Origin of the sequence: Streptomyces sp. V4I2 (assembly GCF_030817655.1) — a bacterium.
GTDB lineage: Bacteria > Actinomycetota > Actinomycetes > Streptomycetales > Streptomycetaceae > Streptomyces > Streptomyces plumbiresistens.
Genome location: NZ_JAUSZM010000003.1, coordinates 6494476 through 6508781, shown reverse-complemented (window position 1 = coordinate 6508781; position 14306 = coordinate 6494476). Strand labels below are relative to the sequence as shown.

General features: G+C 72.7%; 15 protein-coding genes. 4 read left to right on the top strand and 11 right to left on the bottom strand.

The features are described from left to right. Nucleotides 1-110 precede the first annotated feature (110 nt). Nucleotides 111-2441, top strand: a complete 2331-nt coding sequence (locus tag QFZ76_RS31005; RefSeq protein WP_307676776.1) for a glycoside hydrolase family 3 N-terminal domain-containing protein — start codon at nt 111-113, stop codon at nt 2439-2441. 121 nt (nt 2442-2562) lie between these two features. Beyond that, nucleotides 2563-3282 (top strand): DUF4253 domain-containing protein, encoded by a 720-nt coding sequence (locus tag QFZ76_RS31000; protein WP_307676775.1) that lies wholly within the window; start codon nt 2563-2565, stop codon nt 3280-3282. Here QFZ76_RS31000 and QFZ76_RS30995 read toward each other — a convergent pair. Genes QFZ76_RS30995 through tsaB form a run of 4 tightly spaced genes read right to left on the bottom strand, consistent with a single transcriptional unit; the run spans nt 3236 to nt 5739 of the window. Further along, on the bottom strand, nt 3236-3490 hold the full coding sequence (locus tag QFZ76_RS30995) for a hypothetical protein (protein ID WP_307676774.1): 255 nt from the start codon (nt 3488-3490) through the stop codon (nt 3236-3238). The two genes, QFZ76_RS31000 and QFZ76_RS30995, sit on opposite strands and share 47 nt — an antisense overlap. Further along, on the bottom strand, nt 3487-4572 hold the full coding sequence (tsaD, locus tag QFZ76_RS30990; protein WP_307676772.1) for a tRNA (adenosine(37)-N6)-threonylcarbamoyltransferase complex transferase subunit TsaD: 1086 nt from the start codon (nt 4570-4572) through the stop codon (nt 3487-3489). The genes QFZ76_RS30995 and tsaD overlap by 4 nt, the downstream gene beginning before the upstream one ends. Continuing rightward, nucleotides 4565-5062, bottom strand: a complete 498-nt coding sequence (gene rimI / locus QFZ76_RS30985; protein WP_307680177.1) for a ribosomal protein S18-alanine N-acetyltransferase — start codon at nt 5060-5062, stop codon at nt 4565-4567. The genes tsaD and rimI overlap by 8 nt, the downstream gene beginning before the upstream one ends. Nucleotides 5063-5082: 20 nt before the next feature. Next, on the bottom strand, nt 5083-5739 hold the full coding sequence (gene tsaB / locus QFZ76_RS30980) for a tRNA (adenosine(37)-N6)-threonylcarbamoyltransferase complex dimerization subunit type 1 TsaB (RefSeq protein ID WP_307676770.1): 657 nt from the start codon (nt 5737-5739) through the stop codon (nt 5083-5085). A 113-nt stretch (nt 5740-5852) separates the two neighbouring features. Here tsaB and QFZ76_RS30975 point away from each other — a divergent pair, with 113 nt between their 5' ends. Next, nucleotides 5853-6407 carry a hypothetical protein gene (locus QFZ76_RS30975; protein ID WP_307676769.1) on the top strand — a complete coding sequence of 185 codons (555 nt, stop codon included), beginning with the start codon at nt 5853-5855 and terminating at the stop codon, nt 6405-6407. On the opposite strand, the gene QFZ76_RS30970 is transcribed toward QFZ76_RS30975, so the two are convergent. From QFZ76_RS30970 to QFZ76_RS30945, 6 genes are all read right to left on the bottom strand, one after another. Continuing rightward, nucleotides 6404-6574, bottom strand: a complete 171-nt coding sequence (locus tag QFZ76_RS30970; RefSeq protein ID WP_307676768.1) for a hypothetical protein — start codon at nt 6572-6574, stop codon at nt 6404-6406. The genes QFZ76_RS30975 and QFZ76_RS30970 overlap by 4 nt on opposite strands. 134 nt (nt 6575-6708) lie before the next feature. Further along, nucleotides 6709-7221, bottom strand: coding sequence for a tRNA (adenosine(37)-N6)-threonylcarbamoyltransferase complex ATPase subunit type 1 TsaE (tsaE, locus tag QFZ76_RS30965; RefSeq protein ID WP_307676767.1), 513 nt, complete (start codon nt 7219-7221; stop codon nt 6709-6711). After that, a complete protein-coding gene (locus QFZ76_RS30960) occupies nt 7187-8434 on the bottom strand; it encodes an alpha/beta fold hydrolase (protein WP_307676766.1) in 1248 nt (415 codons plus the stop codon). Before QFZ76_RS30960 ends, tsaE begins: the two co-directional genes overlap by 35 nt. A 127-nt stretch (nt 8435-8561) precedes the next feature. Further along, nucleotides 8562-9722, bottom strand: a complete 1161-nt coding sequence (gene alr / locus QFZ76_RS30955; protein WP_307676765.1) for an alanine racemase — start codon at nt 9720-9722, stop codon at nt 8562-8564. A gap of 45 nt (nt 9723-9767) precedes the next feature. After that, a complete protein-coding gene (locus QFZ76_RS30950) occupies nt 9768-10664 on the bottom strand; it encodes a L,D-transpeptidase family protein (protein ID WP_307676764.1) in 897 nt (298 codons plus the stop codon). A 269-nt stretch (nt 10665-10933) separates the two neighbouring features. Further along, a complete protein-coding gene (locus tag QFZ76_RS30945) occupies nt 10934-12406 on the bottom strand; it encodes an NAD(P)H-hydrate dehydratase (protein WP_307676763.1) in 1473 nt (490 codons plus the stop codon). Nucleotides 12407-12586: 180 nt separating this feature from the next. Between QFZ76_RS30945 and QFZ76_RS30940 the strand changes: the two genes are divergently transcribed. Further along, a complete protein-coding gene (locus QFZ76_RS30940; RefSeq protein WP_307676762.1) occupies nt 12587-13747 on the top strand; it encodes a hypothetical protein in 1161 nt (386 codons plus the stop codon). Between the two features lie 31 nt (nt 13748-13778). Here the strand turns inward: QFZ76_RS30940 and QFZ76_RS30935 are convergent, their stop codons facing one another. Beyond that, on the bottom strand, nt 13779-14150 hold the full coding sequence (locus QFZ76_RS30935) for a holo-ACP synthase (protein WP_266434963.1): 372 nt from the start codon (nt 14148-14150) through the stop codon (nt 13779-13781). Nucleotides 14151-14306 lie beyond the last annotated feature (156 nt).

Sequence of the window (14306 nt, the reverse complement as noted above, 5' to 3'; positions counted from 1 at the left end):
ATCCCTGCGCGACCTCTTGACGAACCCCTCTCACCGGCCTAGGTTCCCAAAACATTCGACTTACATCTCGAAACATTCGCGAGAGGGCCATTCACCCCGACAGGAGTTTCATGACCACCGCGCCCTGGCGTGACCCCGCCCTGCCCGCCGCCGCCCGCGTCGACGACCTCCTCTCCCGGATGACCCTGGAGGAGAAGACCGCCCAGCTCTACGGCGTGTGGGTGGGCGCCACTGCGACGGACGGCGGCGAAGTCGCGCCCCTCCAGCGCGAAATGACCGCGGACTACGAGTGGGACGAGCTGATCACCCACGGCCTGGGCCAGCTCACCCGCCCCTTCGGCACGGCCCCCGTGGACCCGGTGCTGGGCGCGCGGGCGCTGGCCCGCGCCCAGCGCCGTATCGCCGGGGCCGGCCGCTTCGGCATCCCCGCGATCGCCCACGAGGAGTGCCTGGCCGGTTTCACGGCCTGGCAGGCCACCGCCTACCCCGTCCCGCTGGCCTGGGGTGCGACCTTCGACCCTGAGCTGGTCGAGGAGATGGCCCGCCGCATCGGCCAGGACCTCCGCTCGGTCGGCGTCCACCAGGGCCTCGCCCCGGTCCTGGACGTCGTACGGGATCTGCGCTGGGGCCGGGTGGAGGAGACCATCGGCGAGGACCCGTATCTGGTCGGCACGGTCGGCGCCGCCTACGTCCGCGGCCTCGAATCGGCCGGGATCATCGCCACGCTCAAGCACTTCGCCGGGTACGCCTCCTCGGCCGGCGCCCGCAATCAGGCCCCGGTGCGGGCCGGGATCCGGGAGTTCGCCGATGTGACGCTCCCGCCGTTCGAGCTGGCCCTGCGCGAGGGCGGCGCCCGCTCGGTGATGGCCGCGTACAACGACACGGACGGCGTCCCGGCCCACGCGGACACCGGCCTGCTGACCGAACTCCTGCGGGAGCAGTGGGGGTTCACCGGCACGGTGGTCTCCGACTACTTCGGCATCGGCTTCCTGCAGACCCTGCACCGGGTGGCGGGGACCGAGGCGGAGGCGGCGCACGCGGCGCTGGCGGCGGGCGTCGACGTGGAACTGCCGACGCTCAAGTGCTACGGCACACCACTGCTGGAGGCGGTCAGGGCGGGCTCGGTCCCCGAGTCCCTGATCGACCGCGCGGCCCGCCGGGTGCTGCTCCAGAAGTGCGAACTGGGCCTGCTGGACGAGGACTGGGACCCGGAGCCGGCCGGGCGGATCACCCTCGACTCGGCGGCGAACCGCGCCCTGGCCCGCCGTCTGGCCGAGGAGTCGGTGGTCCTGCTGGACAACCCGGACGGACTGCTGCCGCTGGCCCCGGACACCCGCATCGCGGTGGTCGGCCCGCGAGCCGACGACGCCCTGGCGATGCTCGGCTGCTACTCCTTCCCGTCCCACGTCCTCACGCACCATCCCGAGGTGCCGACGGGTGTCGAGATCCCGACCCTGCTGGAGTCGCTGCGGGCCGAACTCCCCGACGCGAAGGTCACGTTCGCGGAGGGCTGCGGGGTCTCGGACCCGGACACCTCGGGCTTCGAGGAGGCGGTGGCCCGGACGGCCGAGGCGGACGTCTGCGTGGCCGTGCTCGGCGACCGGGCGGGCCTGTTCGGCCGGGGCACCTCGGGCGAGGGCTGCGACGCGTCGGACCTGCACATCCCCGGCGCCCAGGGCGAGTTGCTGGACGCACTGGTGGCGACGGGCGTCCCGGTGGTCCTGATCCTGCTGACCGGCCGCCCCTACGCGCTCGGCCGCTGGGACGGCCGGCTCGCCGCCGTCGTCCAGGCCTTCTTCCCGGGGGAGGAGGGCGGCCCGGCGGTGGCGGGAGTGCTGTCGGGCCGCGTGAACCCCTCGGGCCGCCTCCCGGTGAGCGTCCCGCGCGTCCCCGGCGGCCAGCCGTGGACGTACCTCCAGCCGCCGCTGGGCCTGAAGGCCGGCGTCACCAACCTGGACCCGACGCCGCTGTACCCGTTCGGGCACGGGCGCGCGTACACCGCGTTCACCTGGGAGGACTTCACGGGCGGCCCGCAGACGGAAGTGGACACGGACGGTTCGTACGACGTGTCGGTCACGGTCCGCAACACCGGCGAGCGCGCCGGCGCCGAGGTCGTCCAGCTGTATCTGCACGACCCGGTGGCGAGCGTCACGCGACCGGACGTACGGCTGATCGGCTACCGGCGGCTGGAGCTGGAGCCCGGCGAGGCGAGCCGCGTGACCTTCCGCTTCGACGCCGACCTGTCGGCGTTCACCGACCGCCAAGGGCGTCGCGTGGTCGAACCGGGAGCACTGGAGCTGCGGTTGGGGGCGTCCAGCACGGAGGTACGGCATGTGGCACGACTGACGCTGACCGGGCCGGTGCGGGAACTGGGCGTGGAACGCCGGCTGCGGTGCGAGACGGAGTCGGCCAAGGTGTCGGCGGCCGTCCCGGGTGACTGACGCGCGGCTGCGGGGTGCCGGTACGCCACAGGCCCCCGGCACCCCGGGCGCGCGAGCGACGGGAGCGAGCCGACTCCGCAGGCGTAGGGCCGTTGTCAGTGGCTGGCCGTAGATTCCGGCCATGGACCCATCGTTGCCGGAATCCCTGCCGCCGGGCCGGATCATCGACTCGTACGGCCGATCAGGCCGCCTGGTGTGGATGAGCGACGGCAGGCTGCCGGACGCGGACGTGTGGTGGAGACGCCTCTGCGCCGAGCGGGGCCGGACCGGCCTGTACCCCGTCCTCCTCGAGTACTGCGAGGACTGGCACGGCCACGGGGCCGACGGGGGCGCTCCGGTGGACGCCACCGAGTACCTCCGGGGCCGGTGGGAGCCCGGCTCCTGGCCGGACTTCCCGCAGTGGCCGGGCCTCGCGACACCGGCTACGACGGGGCGCGACCCCGACACGTGCGCGGCCGAGGTGGCGACCACCGTCGTGCGGGAGAACCTGGCCCACTGCCTCGCACTGGTCCAGGTCGAACGGGCCTCCGACGCACCGGCCGCGCTCCACTGGACGGGCGGGGCGAACCACATCGGCGCGGACGAGCTGTCGGCGGTACTCCGCTCCTGGGAGGACCGCTTCGGCGCCCGGGTCGTGGCCTTCGGACACGGCAGCCTGCACCTCTCGGCCGCCACGCCCCCGCGAGACCTGCATGAGGCCCAGATCCTGGCCGCCGAGCACTACCTCGCCTGCCCCGACGTGACTGAACGTCACGGCTCACCTGGCTCCGGCGTCCACGCCTCGCGCGCCCCGATCAGTCGTCCACCGGCTCGAACCGCCAGCGATGCACCGCCCGGGTGATCAACTCGCCGTCCGGTTCCGGCAGTTCGGGCAACTCGGCGTCGTACGCGGCATCCCACCACGTGATGACCAGCACCCGGTCCCCCGGCGCCCGGAAGGTCTCCCGCCGCAGCGGGGCCTCGGCCAGGTCCTGCGCCCGCGCCCAGGCGAGCAGTTCCCCGCCCCGCCCCTCGGCCGCCTTCGCCTCCCACATCAACGTGACCGTCACGAGTACAGGTTCTCCTTGCTGACCTCGTGAACGTGGTCGTGCCCCGGCACATGAGGCTCCGTCACCGGGAGCGATGAGTCCGCCGACAGGTCCCAGCTCGACGCGGCCCGGCCCCGCGCCATCATCTCCGCGCCCAGCGCCGCCACCATCGCCCCGTTGTCCGTGCACAGCTTGGGCCGCGGCACCCGCAGCCGGATCCCGGCCGCCTCGCAGCGTTCCTGGGCCAGCACCCGCAGCCGGGAGTTGGCGGCGACGCCGCCGCCGATCATCAGGTGGTCGACGCCCTCGTCGCGACAGGCCCGGACCGCCTTCCGGGTCAGCACGTCCACCACCGCCTCCTGGAAGGACGCCGCCACATCCCGCACCGGCACCTCCTCCCCCGCCGCCCGCTTCGCCTCGATCCAGCGGGCCACGGCCGTCTTCAGCCCGGAGAAGGAGAAGTCGTACGCCGGGTCGCGCGGCCCGGTCAGACCGCGCGGGAACGCGATGGCCGACGGGTCGCCCTCCTTGGCGTACCGGTCGATGACCGGACCGCCCGGGAAGCCGAGGTTGAGCACCCGCGCGATCTTGTCGAAGGCCTCGCCCGCCGCGTCGTCGATGGTCGCGCCCATCGGCCGTACGTCGGAGGTGATGTCCGAGGAGAGCAGCAGGGACGAGTGGCCGCCGCTCACCAGCAGCGCCATCGTCGGCTCCGGCAGCGCCCCGTGCTCCAGCTGGTCCACGCAGATGTGCGAGGCCAGGTGGTTGACGCCGTACAGCGGTTTGCCGAGCGCGTAGGCGTACGCCTTCGCCGCCGAGACCCCGACGAGCAGGGCACCGGCGAGACCCGGACCGGCCGTCACGGCGATGCCGTCCAGGTCCTTCGCACTCACCCCCGCTTCCTTCAGCGCGCGGTCGATGGTCGGCACCATCGCCTCGAGGTGGGCCCGGGAGGCCACCTCCGGCACGACCCCGCCGAAGCGGGCGTGCTCGTCGACGCTGGAGGCGATGGCGTCGGCCAGCAGGGTGGTGCCCTGGACGATGCCGACGCCGGTCTCGTCACAGGAGGTCTCGATGCCGAGGACGAGCGGTTCGTCAGCCATGGATCTCGGTTCCTTGCAGGGAAGTCGAAGGGTCGGTCAGTTTCATCACCAGGGCGTCCACATTGCCCGGCTGGTAGTAGCCGCGCCGGAAACCGATGGGCTCGAACCCGAAGCGCTGGTAGAGCTTCTGGGCGCGAAGGTTGTCCACCCGGCACTCCAGCATCACTTCGGCGCACTCGAAGGTGGTCGCGGCCCGCAGCAGGTCGGTCAGCAGCCGTCCGCCGAGACCGGTGCCCTGGTGGTCGCGGGCGACGGCGATCGTCTGTACGTCGGCCAGGTCTCCGGAGGCGGCCAGTCCCGCGTACCCGACGAGCCGCCCGCCGGCGTCCTCGGCGACGACGTACCGCCGGGTCGCCTCGGACCCTCTGGAGTGGGCCAGCTCCGACCAGAACATCCCCCGGGACCAGGTGTCCTCGGGGAAAAGGTCCCGCTCCAGTTCGAGCACGGGGTCGATGTCCCACCAGCGCATCTCGCGCAGTCGAGGAGTCATGGTGCGGGTCACGGTGTCGGTCACTTGGGGGTGACCACCTTGTAGTTCTTGGGGACCTGGGCGTCGGGGCGGCGCAGGTACAGCGGCCGCGGAGCGGGCAGTTCCTCGCCCGCCGCCAGTCTCTCGGCGGCCAGCCGCGCGAGCGCCGCGGCGGACACGTGCTCGGGCTCGTGCGCGACCGGGAAGGTGTCCGGGTAGAGCAGCGCGCCCGCGCCGACGGCCGGCAGTCCGGCGACCCGGTCGGCGATGTCGGCGGGCCGGTCGACCGCGGGGTCGGTGAGGCGGGTGCGGGAGTCGGCGTACTTCGCCCAGTAGACCTCCTTGCGCCGGGCGTCGGTCGCCACGACGAAGGGGCCCTTCTCGATGTCGGCCGCGTACGCGAGGCCGTCGAGCGTGCACACACCGTGCACGGGCACACCGAGGGCGAGCCCGAAGGTGTCCGCGGTCATCAGGCCGACGCGCAGCCCGGTGTAGGGGCCGGGGCCGATGCCGACGACGACACCGGTGACGGCGTCCAGCGTGAGACCGGCCTCGACGAGCAGACGGTCGACGGCCGGCAGCAGCAGCTCACCGTGCCGGCGCGCGTCCACCTGACTCGACGAGGCGATGACGTCCGTGCCGTCGTACAACGCGACGGTGACGGCGGGGGTGGCGGTATCCAGAGCGAGCAAGAGCACGCAAACAGCCTACGGCTCCTGCGCCGCGGGCACGGCCGTACAGATCGGGCCGTCACCTGCTGCTACCGTCGCGGCAAAGCGGGACGTACTACACAAGACTGAGGTGGACGACGGTGGCAGGCAGCAGCTCGGGAATCGTGGCCGGGCTCACCGTGACGGCGCTGGCGACGGTCGGCTTCCTCGCCTACCAGGCCTCGGCGGGCGTCCCCGCGGACCTCGGCAGCCCCGACGCCGACGGCGCGCTCGCGGCGGCCGCCTCGAAGGCGCCCCGGGACGTGCCGGACCCGGCCGCGCCGCCCGAGCGCTCCGGTACGGGTGAACGGGTCGTGTACTCGGTGGACGACGACCGGGTGTGGCTGGTCGGCCGGGGCGACAGGGTCAGCCGCACCTTCAAGGTCACCCCGGGCACCGTCGACCCGGCCCCGGGCACCTACGCGGTCACGTCCCGCTCGAACCGGATCACCGGCACCGACGGCATCCCCGTCGAACACGTCGTGCGCTTCACCACCGTGAACGGCGTGCCGGTCGGCTTCAGCGCGGCGGTGGACGGCTCCACGCCGGCGCCCGCACCGACGGTCAAGGCGGGCGGTGTCCGGGAGTCCCGGGCGGACGGCGACGCGCTGTGGAAGTTCGCGACGATCGGCGTGAGGGTCGTCGTGATCCGCTAGGCGGCCTTACGGTGCTCCGACGGCGCCCGCAGCGTTTCGGGATCGGGCAGGCGCGGCGGCGTGGACACGGCACTCGCGGCCGCGCAGGACGCCAGCAGATCGCGCATGGACACGCCGGCGACGACCGCGTAGGGCCGCGGCTCCGGCTTGTTCTCGGTGGCCGACATGGACGCCTCCTGAAGTTCGGGGGCGGGCGTAGTTAGGTAGACCTAACTACGGACTGGGTACCATGTGACCACGCCGAAGACGCGCAACGCAACATCTTGCCGACGTCTTGTCGGAACATTCATCAACCGTGCGGTCAGGCGGCGAGCACGCTCAGATCCACCGCCGCCCACCGCTCCCCCAGCCCGGTCAGCGTCACGTGCCGCACCTCGTCCGTCGTATCGCCGACGGCCCGGTGGATGACGACCTCCAGCCGGTCGTCGGTCAGCTCCTCGACCTTGCCCTCGCCCCACTCCACGACGATCACGGACTCGGGCAGCGAGACGTCGAGGTCGAGGTCCTCCATCTCGTCGAGCCCGCCGCCCAGGCGGTACGCGTCGACGTGGACGAGCGGCGGCCCGCCCCCGAGGGACGGATGCACACGGGCGATCACGAAGGTCGGGGACGTCACGGCCCCGCGGACGCCGAGCCCCTCGCCGAGCCCCCGGCTCAGCGTCGTCTTGCCCGCGCCCAGCTCCCCGGTGAGCATCACGAGGTCGCCGGCACGCAGCAGTTTGGCGAGGCGGCGCCCCAACTCGCGCATCTGGTCGGGGGAGGTGACGGTCAGCTCGGTGTCAGCCGGGTCGTGCGGCGCTGCTGGTGCTTCCATAACCATTCACGGTAGCGCCTGCGGGTACGGCACCCGCCCGGGTGAGCAGGTCGGCGAGGCGGTCGGTGACCACTTCCGGGTGTTCCAGCATGACCAGGTGCCCGGCGTCCGGCACGAGCACCAGCTCGGCGTCCGGCAGCAGGTCGGCGATGGCCTCGCTGTGCTCGCTGGGCGTGACGAGGTCCCCCACTCCGGCCAGCACGAGCACCGGCATGTCCGTGAAGAGGGCGAGGGCCTCGGTCTTGTCGTGGTCGTTGAACGCCGGGTAGTACTCGGCGACCACGTCGATGGGCGTGCCCTCGATCATCCGCTCGGCGAACCGGACGACGGCCGGGTCGACGTCCCGGGAGGCGAAGGAGTACCGCTTGATGACCCCGGCGAACAGGTCGGCGGTGGCCCGGCGGCCCTTCTCCACCAGGGCGGCCTGCTGCCCCAGCGCCCTCAGTACGCCGGGCAGCACCCGCCGTACGGCGTTCACGCCGGCGACGGGCAGACCGAAGTTCACCTCGCCGAGCCGCCCGGACGACGTGCCGACCAGGGCGGCCGCCACCACCCGCTCGCGGATCAGCTCGGGGTACTGGTCGGCGAGGGCCATGACGGTCATGCCGCCCATGGAGTGCCCGACCAGCACGATCGGTCCCTCCGGCACGGCGGCGTCGATGACGGCCTTCAGGTCGCGGCCGAGCTGCTCGATGCTGACCGGCACGTCGTCCTGCATCTGGGCCACGCCCCGCGCGGACCGGCCGTGGCTGCGCTGGTCCCAGTGCACGGTCCGTACGACGCCCCGCAGGGCGGCGCGCTGGAAGTGCCAGGAGTCCTGGCTGAGGCAGTAGCCGTGGCTGAAGACGACGGTGACGGGCAGGGGCGCCTTGCGGCCGAAGAGCCGCCGGCGCCGGGGCGCCGAGCCGCCTTCCGGTTCCACGTCGTCGACCTCGTAGTACAGCTCGGTGCCGTCGTCGGCGTACGCCTTGCCGGGCATGCCGCGCAACGCGCCGTACGGCCCGGTCGAGTCGAGCGCGAGCCGTGCCTTCTTGCGCATGCCGCGGCCGACGGTGAGCCGCTCTATGGCGACTCCGGCGGCCGCGCCCGCGGCGACCACTCCTATGGCGGCGCCCGCGATGCCGGTCGCCCGGCGCCACCCGGCGGCCGCCCCCGTGGCGGAGGCGACGGCCGCGGCGGCGTCCGCGACGACCTCCGCACTGCTCTCGCTCACGTACCGCTCCTCTTCGCCGGACTGGCTGGTGGTTCGCTGCGCCGGATGACACAGGAGTTGCCGGATGGTGCTGGATGTTGCCGGGCTTGCTGTGCTTCCGCGCTCTTGCGGTTACCCGGCTCGTTCCTCATTCCTCATTCACATAGACGCGGGGAACGCGCGTTCCGATCCGGGTGACGATCTCATACGCGATGGTCCCCGCCGCCTGGGCCCAGTCCTCGGCGGTGGGCTCCCCACGGTCGCCGGGCCCGAACAGCACGGCCTCCGCGCCCGGTTCGGGCTCGTCACCACCCAGATCAACAACGAACTGGTCCATCGCGACCCGCCCGGCGACCGTGCGCCACTTGCCGCCGACCAGGACCGGGCCGGTCCCGGAGGCGTGCCGTGGGATGCCGTCCGCGTAGCCGACGGGCACCAGTCCGAGGGTGGTCTGGCCCGGCGTGACGTAGTGATGCCCGTAACTGACGCCGTGGCCGCCCGGCACCTGCTTGACGAGTGCGACGGACGCCGACAGCGTCATCACGGGCCGCAGCCCGAAGTCGGCCGGGCCGCCGATCTCGGCGCTCGGCGAGATGCCGTAGATCGCGATCCCGGTCCGTACGAGGTCGAAGCGGGCCTCGGGAAGCGTGAGCGTGGCCGGTGAGTTGGCGATGTGCCGCACCTCGGGCCGCACCCCCTGCCCCTCCGCATACGCCAGCATGTCCCGGAACCGGGTGAGCTGGGCGGCGATGGAGGGATGCCCGGGTTCGTCGGCGCAGGCGAAGTGCGACCAGAGCCCGGTGATCCGGACCAGCCCCTCGCCCTCAGCCTTCAGCGCCTCCCCGACGAGCTCGGCCCAGTCCTCCCCCGGCTGACAGCCGTTCCGCCCCAGCCCGGTGTCGGCCTTGAGCTGCACGCGTGCGGGAGTACGAGCGCGGCGAGCCGCCTCGGTGACCTCCCTGAGGGCCCACATCCCGCTGACCGACACGTCCAGGTCGGCCTCGACGGCCGCCTGCCAGGGCCCGCCGGGCGTCCAGAGCCAGCACATGATGCGCCCGGTCAGCCCGGCTGCCCGCAGCTGGAGGGCCTCCTCGGGCGTCGCCGTACCCAGCCAGGTCGCCCCCGCCTGCACGGCCGCGCGAGCGCACGGCACGGCCCCGTGCCCGTACCCGTCGGACTTCACCACGGCCATGACGGCCGCCCCTGCCGCGCGGGCACGCAGGGTCCGCACGTTGGCCCGCAGCGCGGCCAGGTCGATCTCGGCGCGGGCACGCAGCGGTGCGGTCGGGGCAGGTGCTGTCTCATTCATCGCGCCCCCAGTGTCTCAGAGGGGTCCGACAGGACCGCCGGACGCCTACGTCCCCGGCCTGTGCCCCCACACGTACACCCGGTCGCCCTTCTTCAGCACTCCCCACAGCTTGCGGGCGTCGCCCAGGCGCAGATTGACGCAGCCCATGGAGCCGACCGTGGTGAAGATGCTGCCGTAGACGGCGTGGAAGGCCTGCCCACCGCTGAAGAACTGGGAGTACGGCATGGGCTGGTTGTACAGCGTCGACACATGGTTCTTGTGCCGCCAGTAGACCGTGTGCCACCCGGCCCGGGTCCGGTACCCCGCCCGCCCGCTCCTCATCGGCACCGGCCCGTACACGACTTTCTCGCCCTGCTGCACCCAGGTCAGCTGCCGCGTGAGATCGACACAGGCGACCCGGTACGACCGCACCGGACACTTCTTGGCGGCGTTCGGGTTCTTCCTCGCGGAGAGGAGCTGCATCCGCGCCCAGGTGACGGGTCCGGCGAACCCGATCGCCGGCTTGATCTTCTCCTTGACCTGGAAGGCCCGGATCGCCTTGCAGTCCCCCGCCGACTGCTTCCCGTCCACCGTCCGCTTCAGCCACCGCTCGACCTGCCGTTGATGGGGCCCGGCGGACCTGGTGCACGCAACCCGAGCGACAGCATCGGCGAGCGGCACGAACTCGACGAGGTCGTACGTCCCCGCCACCGCACCCCGAGGCTCCACCGCGTCCTCCTCTTCGCCGGGCTCATACACCCGCGGCGGCAACGCCTGATCAGGCGTGTCGATCTGCCACGGCTGATACCCAGGCCCCGGCGCAACCCCGGGCACCAGCTCGGCCTCGGCCCCGGAAGCGGGCGGCACCGGCTCGGCGGAGGCGGTAGCGACGGGGAGGACGGCGGCTGCGGCTGCGGCGAGGACCACGGCAAGACATCGAGGCGCGATACGTCTGCTGATCATGCGATCAGAGAATCGCGGGGGTGTGATGCAAGGGGGTTGCCGCGCGGTGGGGTCACCCTTATTGCCGAGCAGCCGCGTATCTCAGCCCGCCCGCATCTTTCAGCCCGTCCGGCGCTTGAGGACGAGGCCCTTAGGGCCGAAGCGGAGGTCTGGGGGCGGCAGCCCCCAGGGACGGGACGGGAAGGGGCGGAGGGGGCGAAACCACCCCGACGCCCACCCCCACCGCCGAGCACCCCTTCAGCCCCGTACGACTTCAGCCCCGTACGACTTCAGCCCCGCACGACATCCCGCCACGCCCGAGGCACGGCCGCCGCCACATCATGCGCCCCCACCGGCGCCCCGTCCGCCGCCAACCTCCCCGCCAGCCCATGCAGATACGCCCCCACACTCCCCGCATCGACCGCCGACAACCCCGCCGCCAGCAAAGACCCCGTCAGCCCCGACAGCACATCCCCACTACCGGCCGTGGCCAGCCAGGACGTCCCCGTCGCATTCACCCGCACCACCGCCGCCGCCCCGCTCCCCGGCCCGGCCACCAACGTCGTCGACCCCTTCAGCAGCACGGTCGCCCCGTACCGCCCCGCCAACTCCCGCACAGAGTCCAGCCGAGCCCTCTCGACCTCCTCCCGAGCAACCCCCAGCAGCGCAGCGGCCTCCCCGGCATGCGGAGTCATCAGCGTCGGCGCGTCACGCCCCCGCACCGCATCCACGTCCGCCAACCGAAGCCCGTCCGCGTCGATCAGCACGGGCACGTCCGCCGCCAGCACCTCCGCCACCGCCGACGCGTCGTCCCCGGCCCCGGGCCCGACGACCCACGCCTGCACCCGCCCGGCCTTCCGAGGCCCCCGGTCCGACACCAACGTCTCGGGAAAGCGCGCGATGACGGCATCCGCCGCGGGCCCGACGTACCGCACGGCCCCGGCCCCGCCCCGCAGCGCCCCCGACACCGCGAGCACCGCGGCCCCCGGATACCGCGCGGAACCGGCGGCGATCCCGACGACCCCCCGCCGGTACTTGTCGCTCTCGACCCCCGGCACCGGCAGCAACCGCGCCACGTCCGCGTGCTGCAAGGCCTCCAACGCGGCCTCATCGGGCAGCGACAGCCCGATGTCGACGAGCCGGACCGAACCGGCGTACTCCCGCCCGGGATCGACCAGCAGCCCCGGCTTGTGGGTCCCGAAGGTGACCGTGAGGTCGGCCCGGATCGCCTCGCCGTCGACCTCGCCGGTGTCGGGGTCGACGCCGCTCGGCAGGTCGACGGCGACGACGGCGGCCCGGGCCTGCGAGGCCAGCGCGGCGAGGGGCGCCGCGTCCGGCCGCAACGGCCCCTTGGCGCCGATGCCGACGATCCCGTCGAGGACGAGGTCGGCCCGGTCGATCAGGTCGGCGGCGGCACGCAGGAAGGCCGGGATGCCGTCCGCCTGCCTGCTCGGCGCCACGCTGCCACCGGCCCGCCGCAGCGCGGCAAGTCCACCGGCGTGGGTCCGTTCGGGCGCCAGCAGCACCGCCGTGACGCCGGCTCCGCGACGCGCCAGCCGGGCCCCGGCGTACAGCGCGTCGCCGCCGTTGTCGCCGCTGCCGACCAGCAGCACGACCCGGCTGCCGTAGACCCGCCCCAGCAAGTCCGCGCAGGCGGCGGCGAGTCCGGCCGCCGCCCGCTGCATCAACGCCCCGTCGGGGAGCCGTGCCATCAGCTCCCGTTCGGCCGTCCTGACCGTCTCCACGCTGTACGCAGTACGCATGCCGTCGAGTCTCCCCCGTACCGCAGGAACCTCGTCACAGGCATTGACCCTTTGCCACCCCTTTGCCAAACTCACCGGCCCCCACCGGATGAATCGATTCAGTCGAATCGATTCGACGAGAGCCACGAGAGCTCCAGAAACGTCACGAGCTCGACGAGCTCCACGAGAGGACGCACTCCCATGGGACGCAGAGCCGCACTCATCGCCGCCGCCGGTACAGCCGCCCTCCTGACCGCCGTCGGCACCCTCACGGCACCGGCCATCGCCGCCCCCGCACCGGCCGCGGCCGCCGCCTGCGGCGAAGGCTCCTACCAGGCCGAGGCCGTCCTCAACGGCAGCACCTGGACGGCCCGCCGCGGCAGCTCGACCGTCTACACCGGCACCGACCTGCGCGCGGCGGTCCAGGCGGCGGTCAACAGCCTCACGGCCGGCCGCACCGCCAAGGAGCGGGTCGTCGTGCGCGGCTCGGGCTCCATGTCCGCGGGCTCACGCATCTCGCTCCCGAGCTACACCGCCCTCGACGTCTGCGGCACCATCAACGTCACCGGCACCGGCTCCGGCGACCAGGCCCCGGTGTACTCCCGCGGCACCCGCGACATCGAGGTCCAGCACCTCAACCTCACCGGCAGCCCGCTCTACGGCATCTTCCTGCGCAACGTCCAGAACGTGGTCCTCGGCCAGCTCGACATGCGCCTGTCGGCGGGCCTCGGCGTACGCATCGACAACCGCGGCGACACCTCCCAATGGACCCGCAACGTCCGCATCGACAACGCGTACGTCTCCGGCGCCTCCAGCCACGCGGTCGAGACGTACGGCGTGGACGGCCTGACCGTCGGTACGGTCACCGCCCGCAACGTCGGCGAGTCGGGCCTGCTGCTGAACCAGACCATCAACGCGACGGTCACGAAGGTCGACGCGGACAACGCGGGCGCGGGCACCGGTTACGCGGCCTTCCGCATGGCCAACCGCAACGGCCGGGTCGGCAGCGGCTACCCCACCAACATCCGCGTCGGCGAGGTCGTCGCACGCGGCGGCGGACGCGGTGTGTTCTGCGTGTCGGAGAGCGGCGGCGCGGTCATCGACAAGGTGACCCTCTCCAACACCGGCAACAACGCGGTCCTGATCGAGAACTGCTACAACGTGAACCTCGCCGCCCAGAGCGGCACGGTCACCGGCGGCGGCGAGATCCGCCTCGCGGCCCGCTCCGAGTTCCCCAACAACTCGGACATCCTCATCCAGAACCTGACGGTGACCAACTCCGCGATCAGGGAAAGCCCCTGCGGCACGAACACCACGTTCCGCAACAACACCCTGGTCAACAGCAGCCAGTCGATCTGCTGACGGCCCGTACGGCAGGAGGCCCCGGCGGTCGTCACCCCTCCGCGACGACGACCGCCGAGGCCACCCCCGCGTCATGGCTCAGCGACACATGCCAGGACCGCACGCCGAGTTCCGCCGCCCGGGCCGCCACCGTCCCCGTCACCCGAAGCCGCGGCTGCCCGCTGTCCTCGACGTAGACCTCGGCGTCGGTCCAGTGCAGCCCCGCCGGGGCGCCCAGCGCCTTGGCGAGCGCCTCCTTCGCCGCGAACCGCGCCGCGAGCGAGGCGACACCCCGTCGCTCACCGCTCGGCAGCAGCAACTCGCTCTGCAGGAACAGACGCTGGGCCATGTGGGGCGTACGCTCCAGCGCCGCCGCGAAGCGGTCGATCTCGGCCACGTCGATCCCGACCCCGATGATGCTCATGCCGAGCACCCTACGACCGGCGCCTCGGCCGACACGCGCGTCACTGCCAACGGTCGGCGGTCACCGACGCGAACGTTGACACACGTCAGGGCCCCCTCACCCCTCGCAACAGCACCACCCCTCCCGGAACAGCCGTTCAGCTCCTACGCTGGAACC

Bases quoted from the DNA above. Each gene is read 5' to 3' on its own strand.
- QFZ76_RS31005 (WP_307676776.1), top strand. From the start codon at position 111: ATGACCACCGCGCCCTGGCGTGACCCCGCCCTGCCCGCCGCCGCCCGC.
- QFZ76_RS31000 (WP_307676775.1), top strand. From the start codon at position 2,563: ATGGACCCATCGTTGCCGGAATCCCTGCCGCCGGGCCGGATCATCGAC.
- tsaD (WP_307676772.1), bottom strand. From the start codon at position 4,572: ATGGCTGACGAACCGCTCGTCCTCGGCATCGAGACCTCCTGTGACGAG.
- rimI (WP_307680177.1), bottom strand. From the start codon at position 5,062: ATGACTCCTCGACTGCGCGAGATGCGCTGGTGGGACATCGACCCCGTG.
- QFZ76_RS30970 (WP_307676768.1), bottom strand. From the start codon at position 6,574: ATGTCGGCCACCGAGAACAAGCCGGAGCCGCGGCCCTACGCGGTCGTC.
- tsaE (WP_307676767.1), bottom strand. From the start codon at position 7,221: ATGGAAGCACCAGCAGCGCCGCACGACCCGGCTGACACCGAGCTGACC.
- alr (WP_307676765.1), bottom strand. From the start codon at position 9,722: ATGAATGAGACAGCACCTGCCCCGACCGCACCGCTGCGTGCCCGCGCC.
- QFZ76_RS30950 (WP_307676764.1), bottom strand. From the start codon at position 10,664: ATGATCAGCAGACGTATCGCGCCTCGATGTCTTGCCGTGGTCCTCGCC.
- QFZ76_RS30945 (WP_307676763.1), bottom strand. From the start codon at position 12,406: ATGCGTACTGCGTACAGCGTGGAGACGGTCAGGACGGCCGAACGGGAG.
- QFZ76_RS30940 (WP_307676762.1), top strand. From the start codon at position 12,587: ATGGGACGCAGAGCCGCACTCATCGCCGCCGCCGGTACAGCCGCCCTC.
- QFZ76_RS30935 (WP_266434963.1), bottom strand. From the start codon at position 14,150: ATGAGCATCATCGGGGTCGGGATCGACGTGGCCGAGATCGACCGCTTC.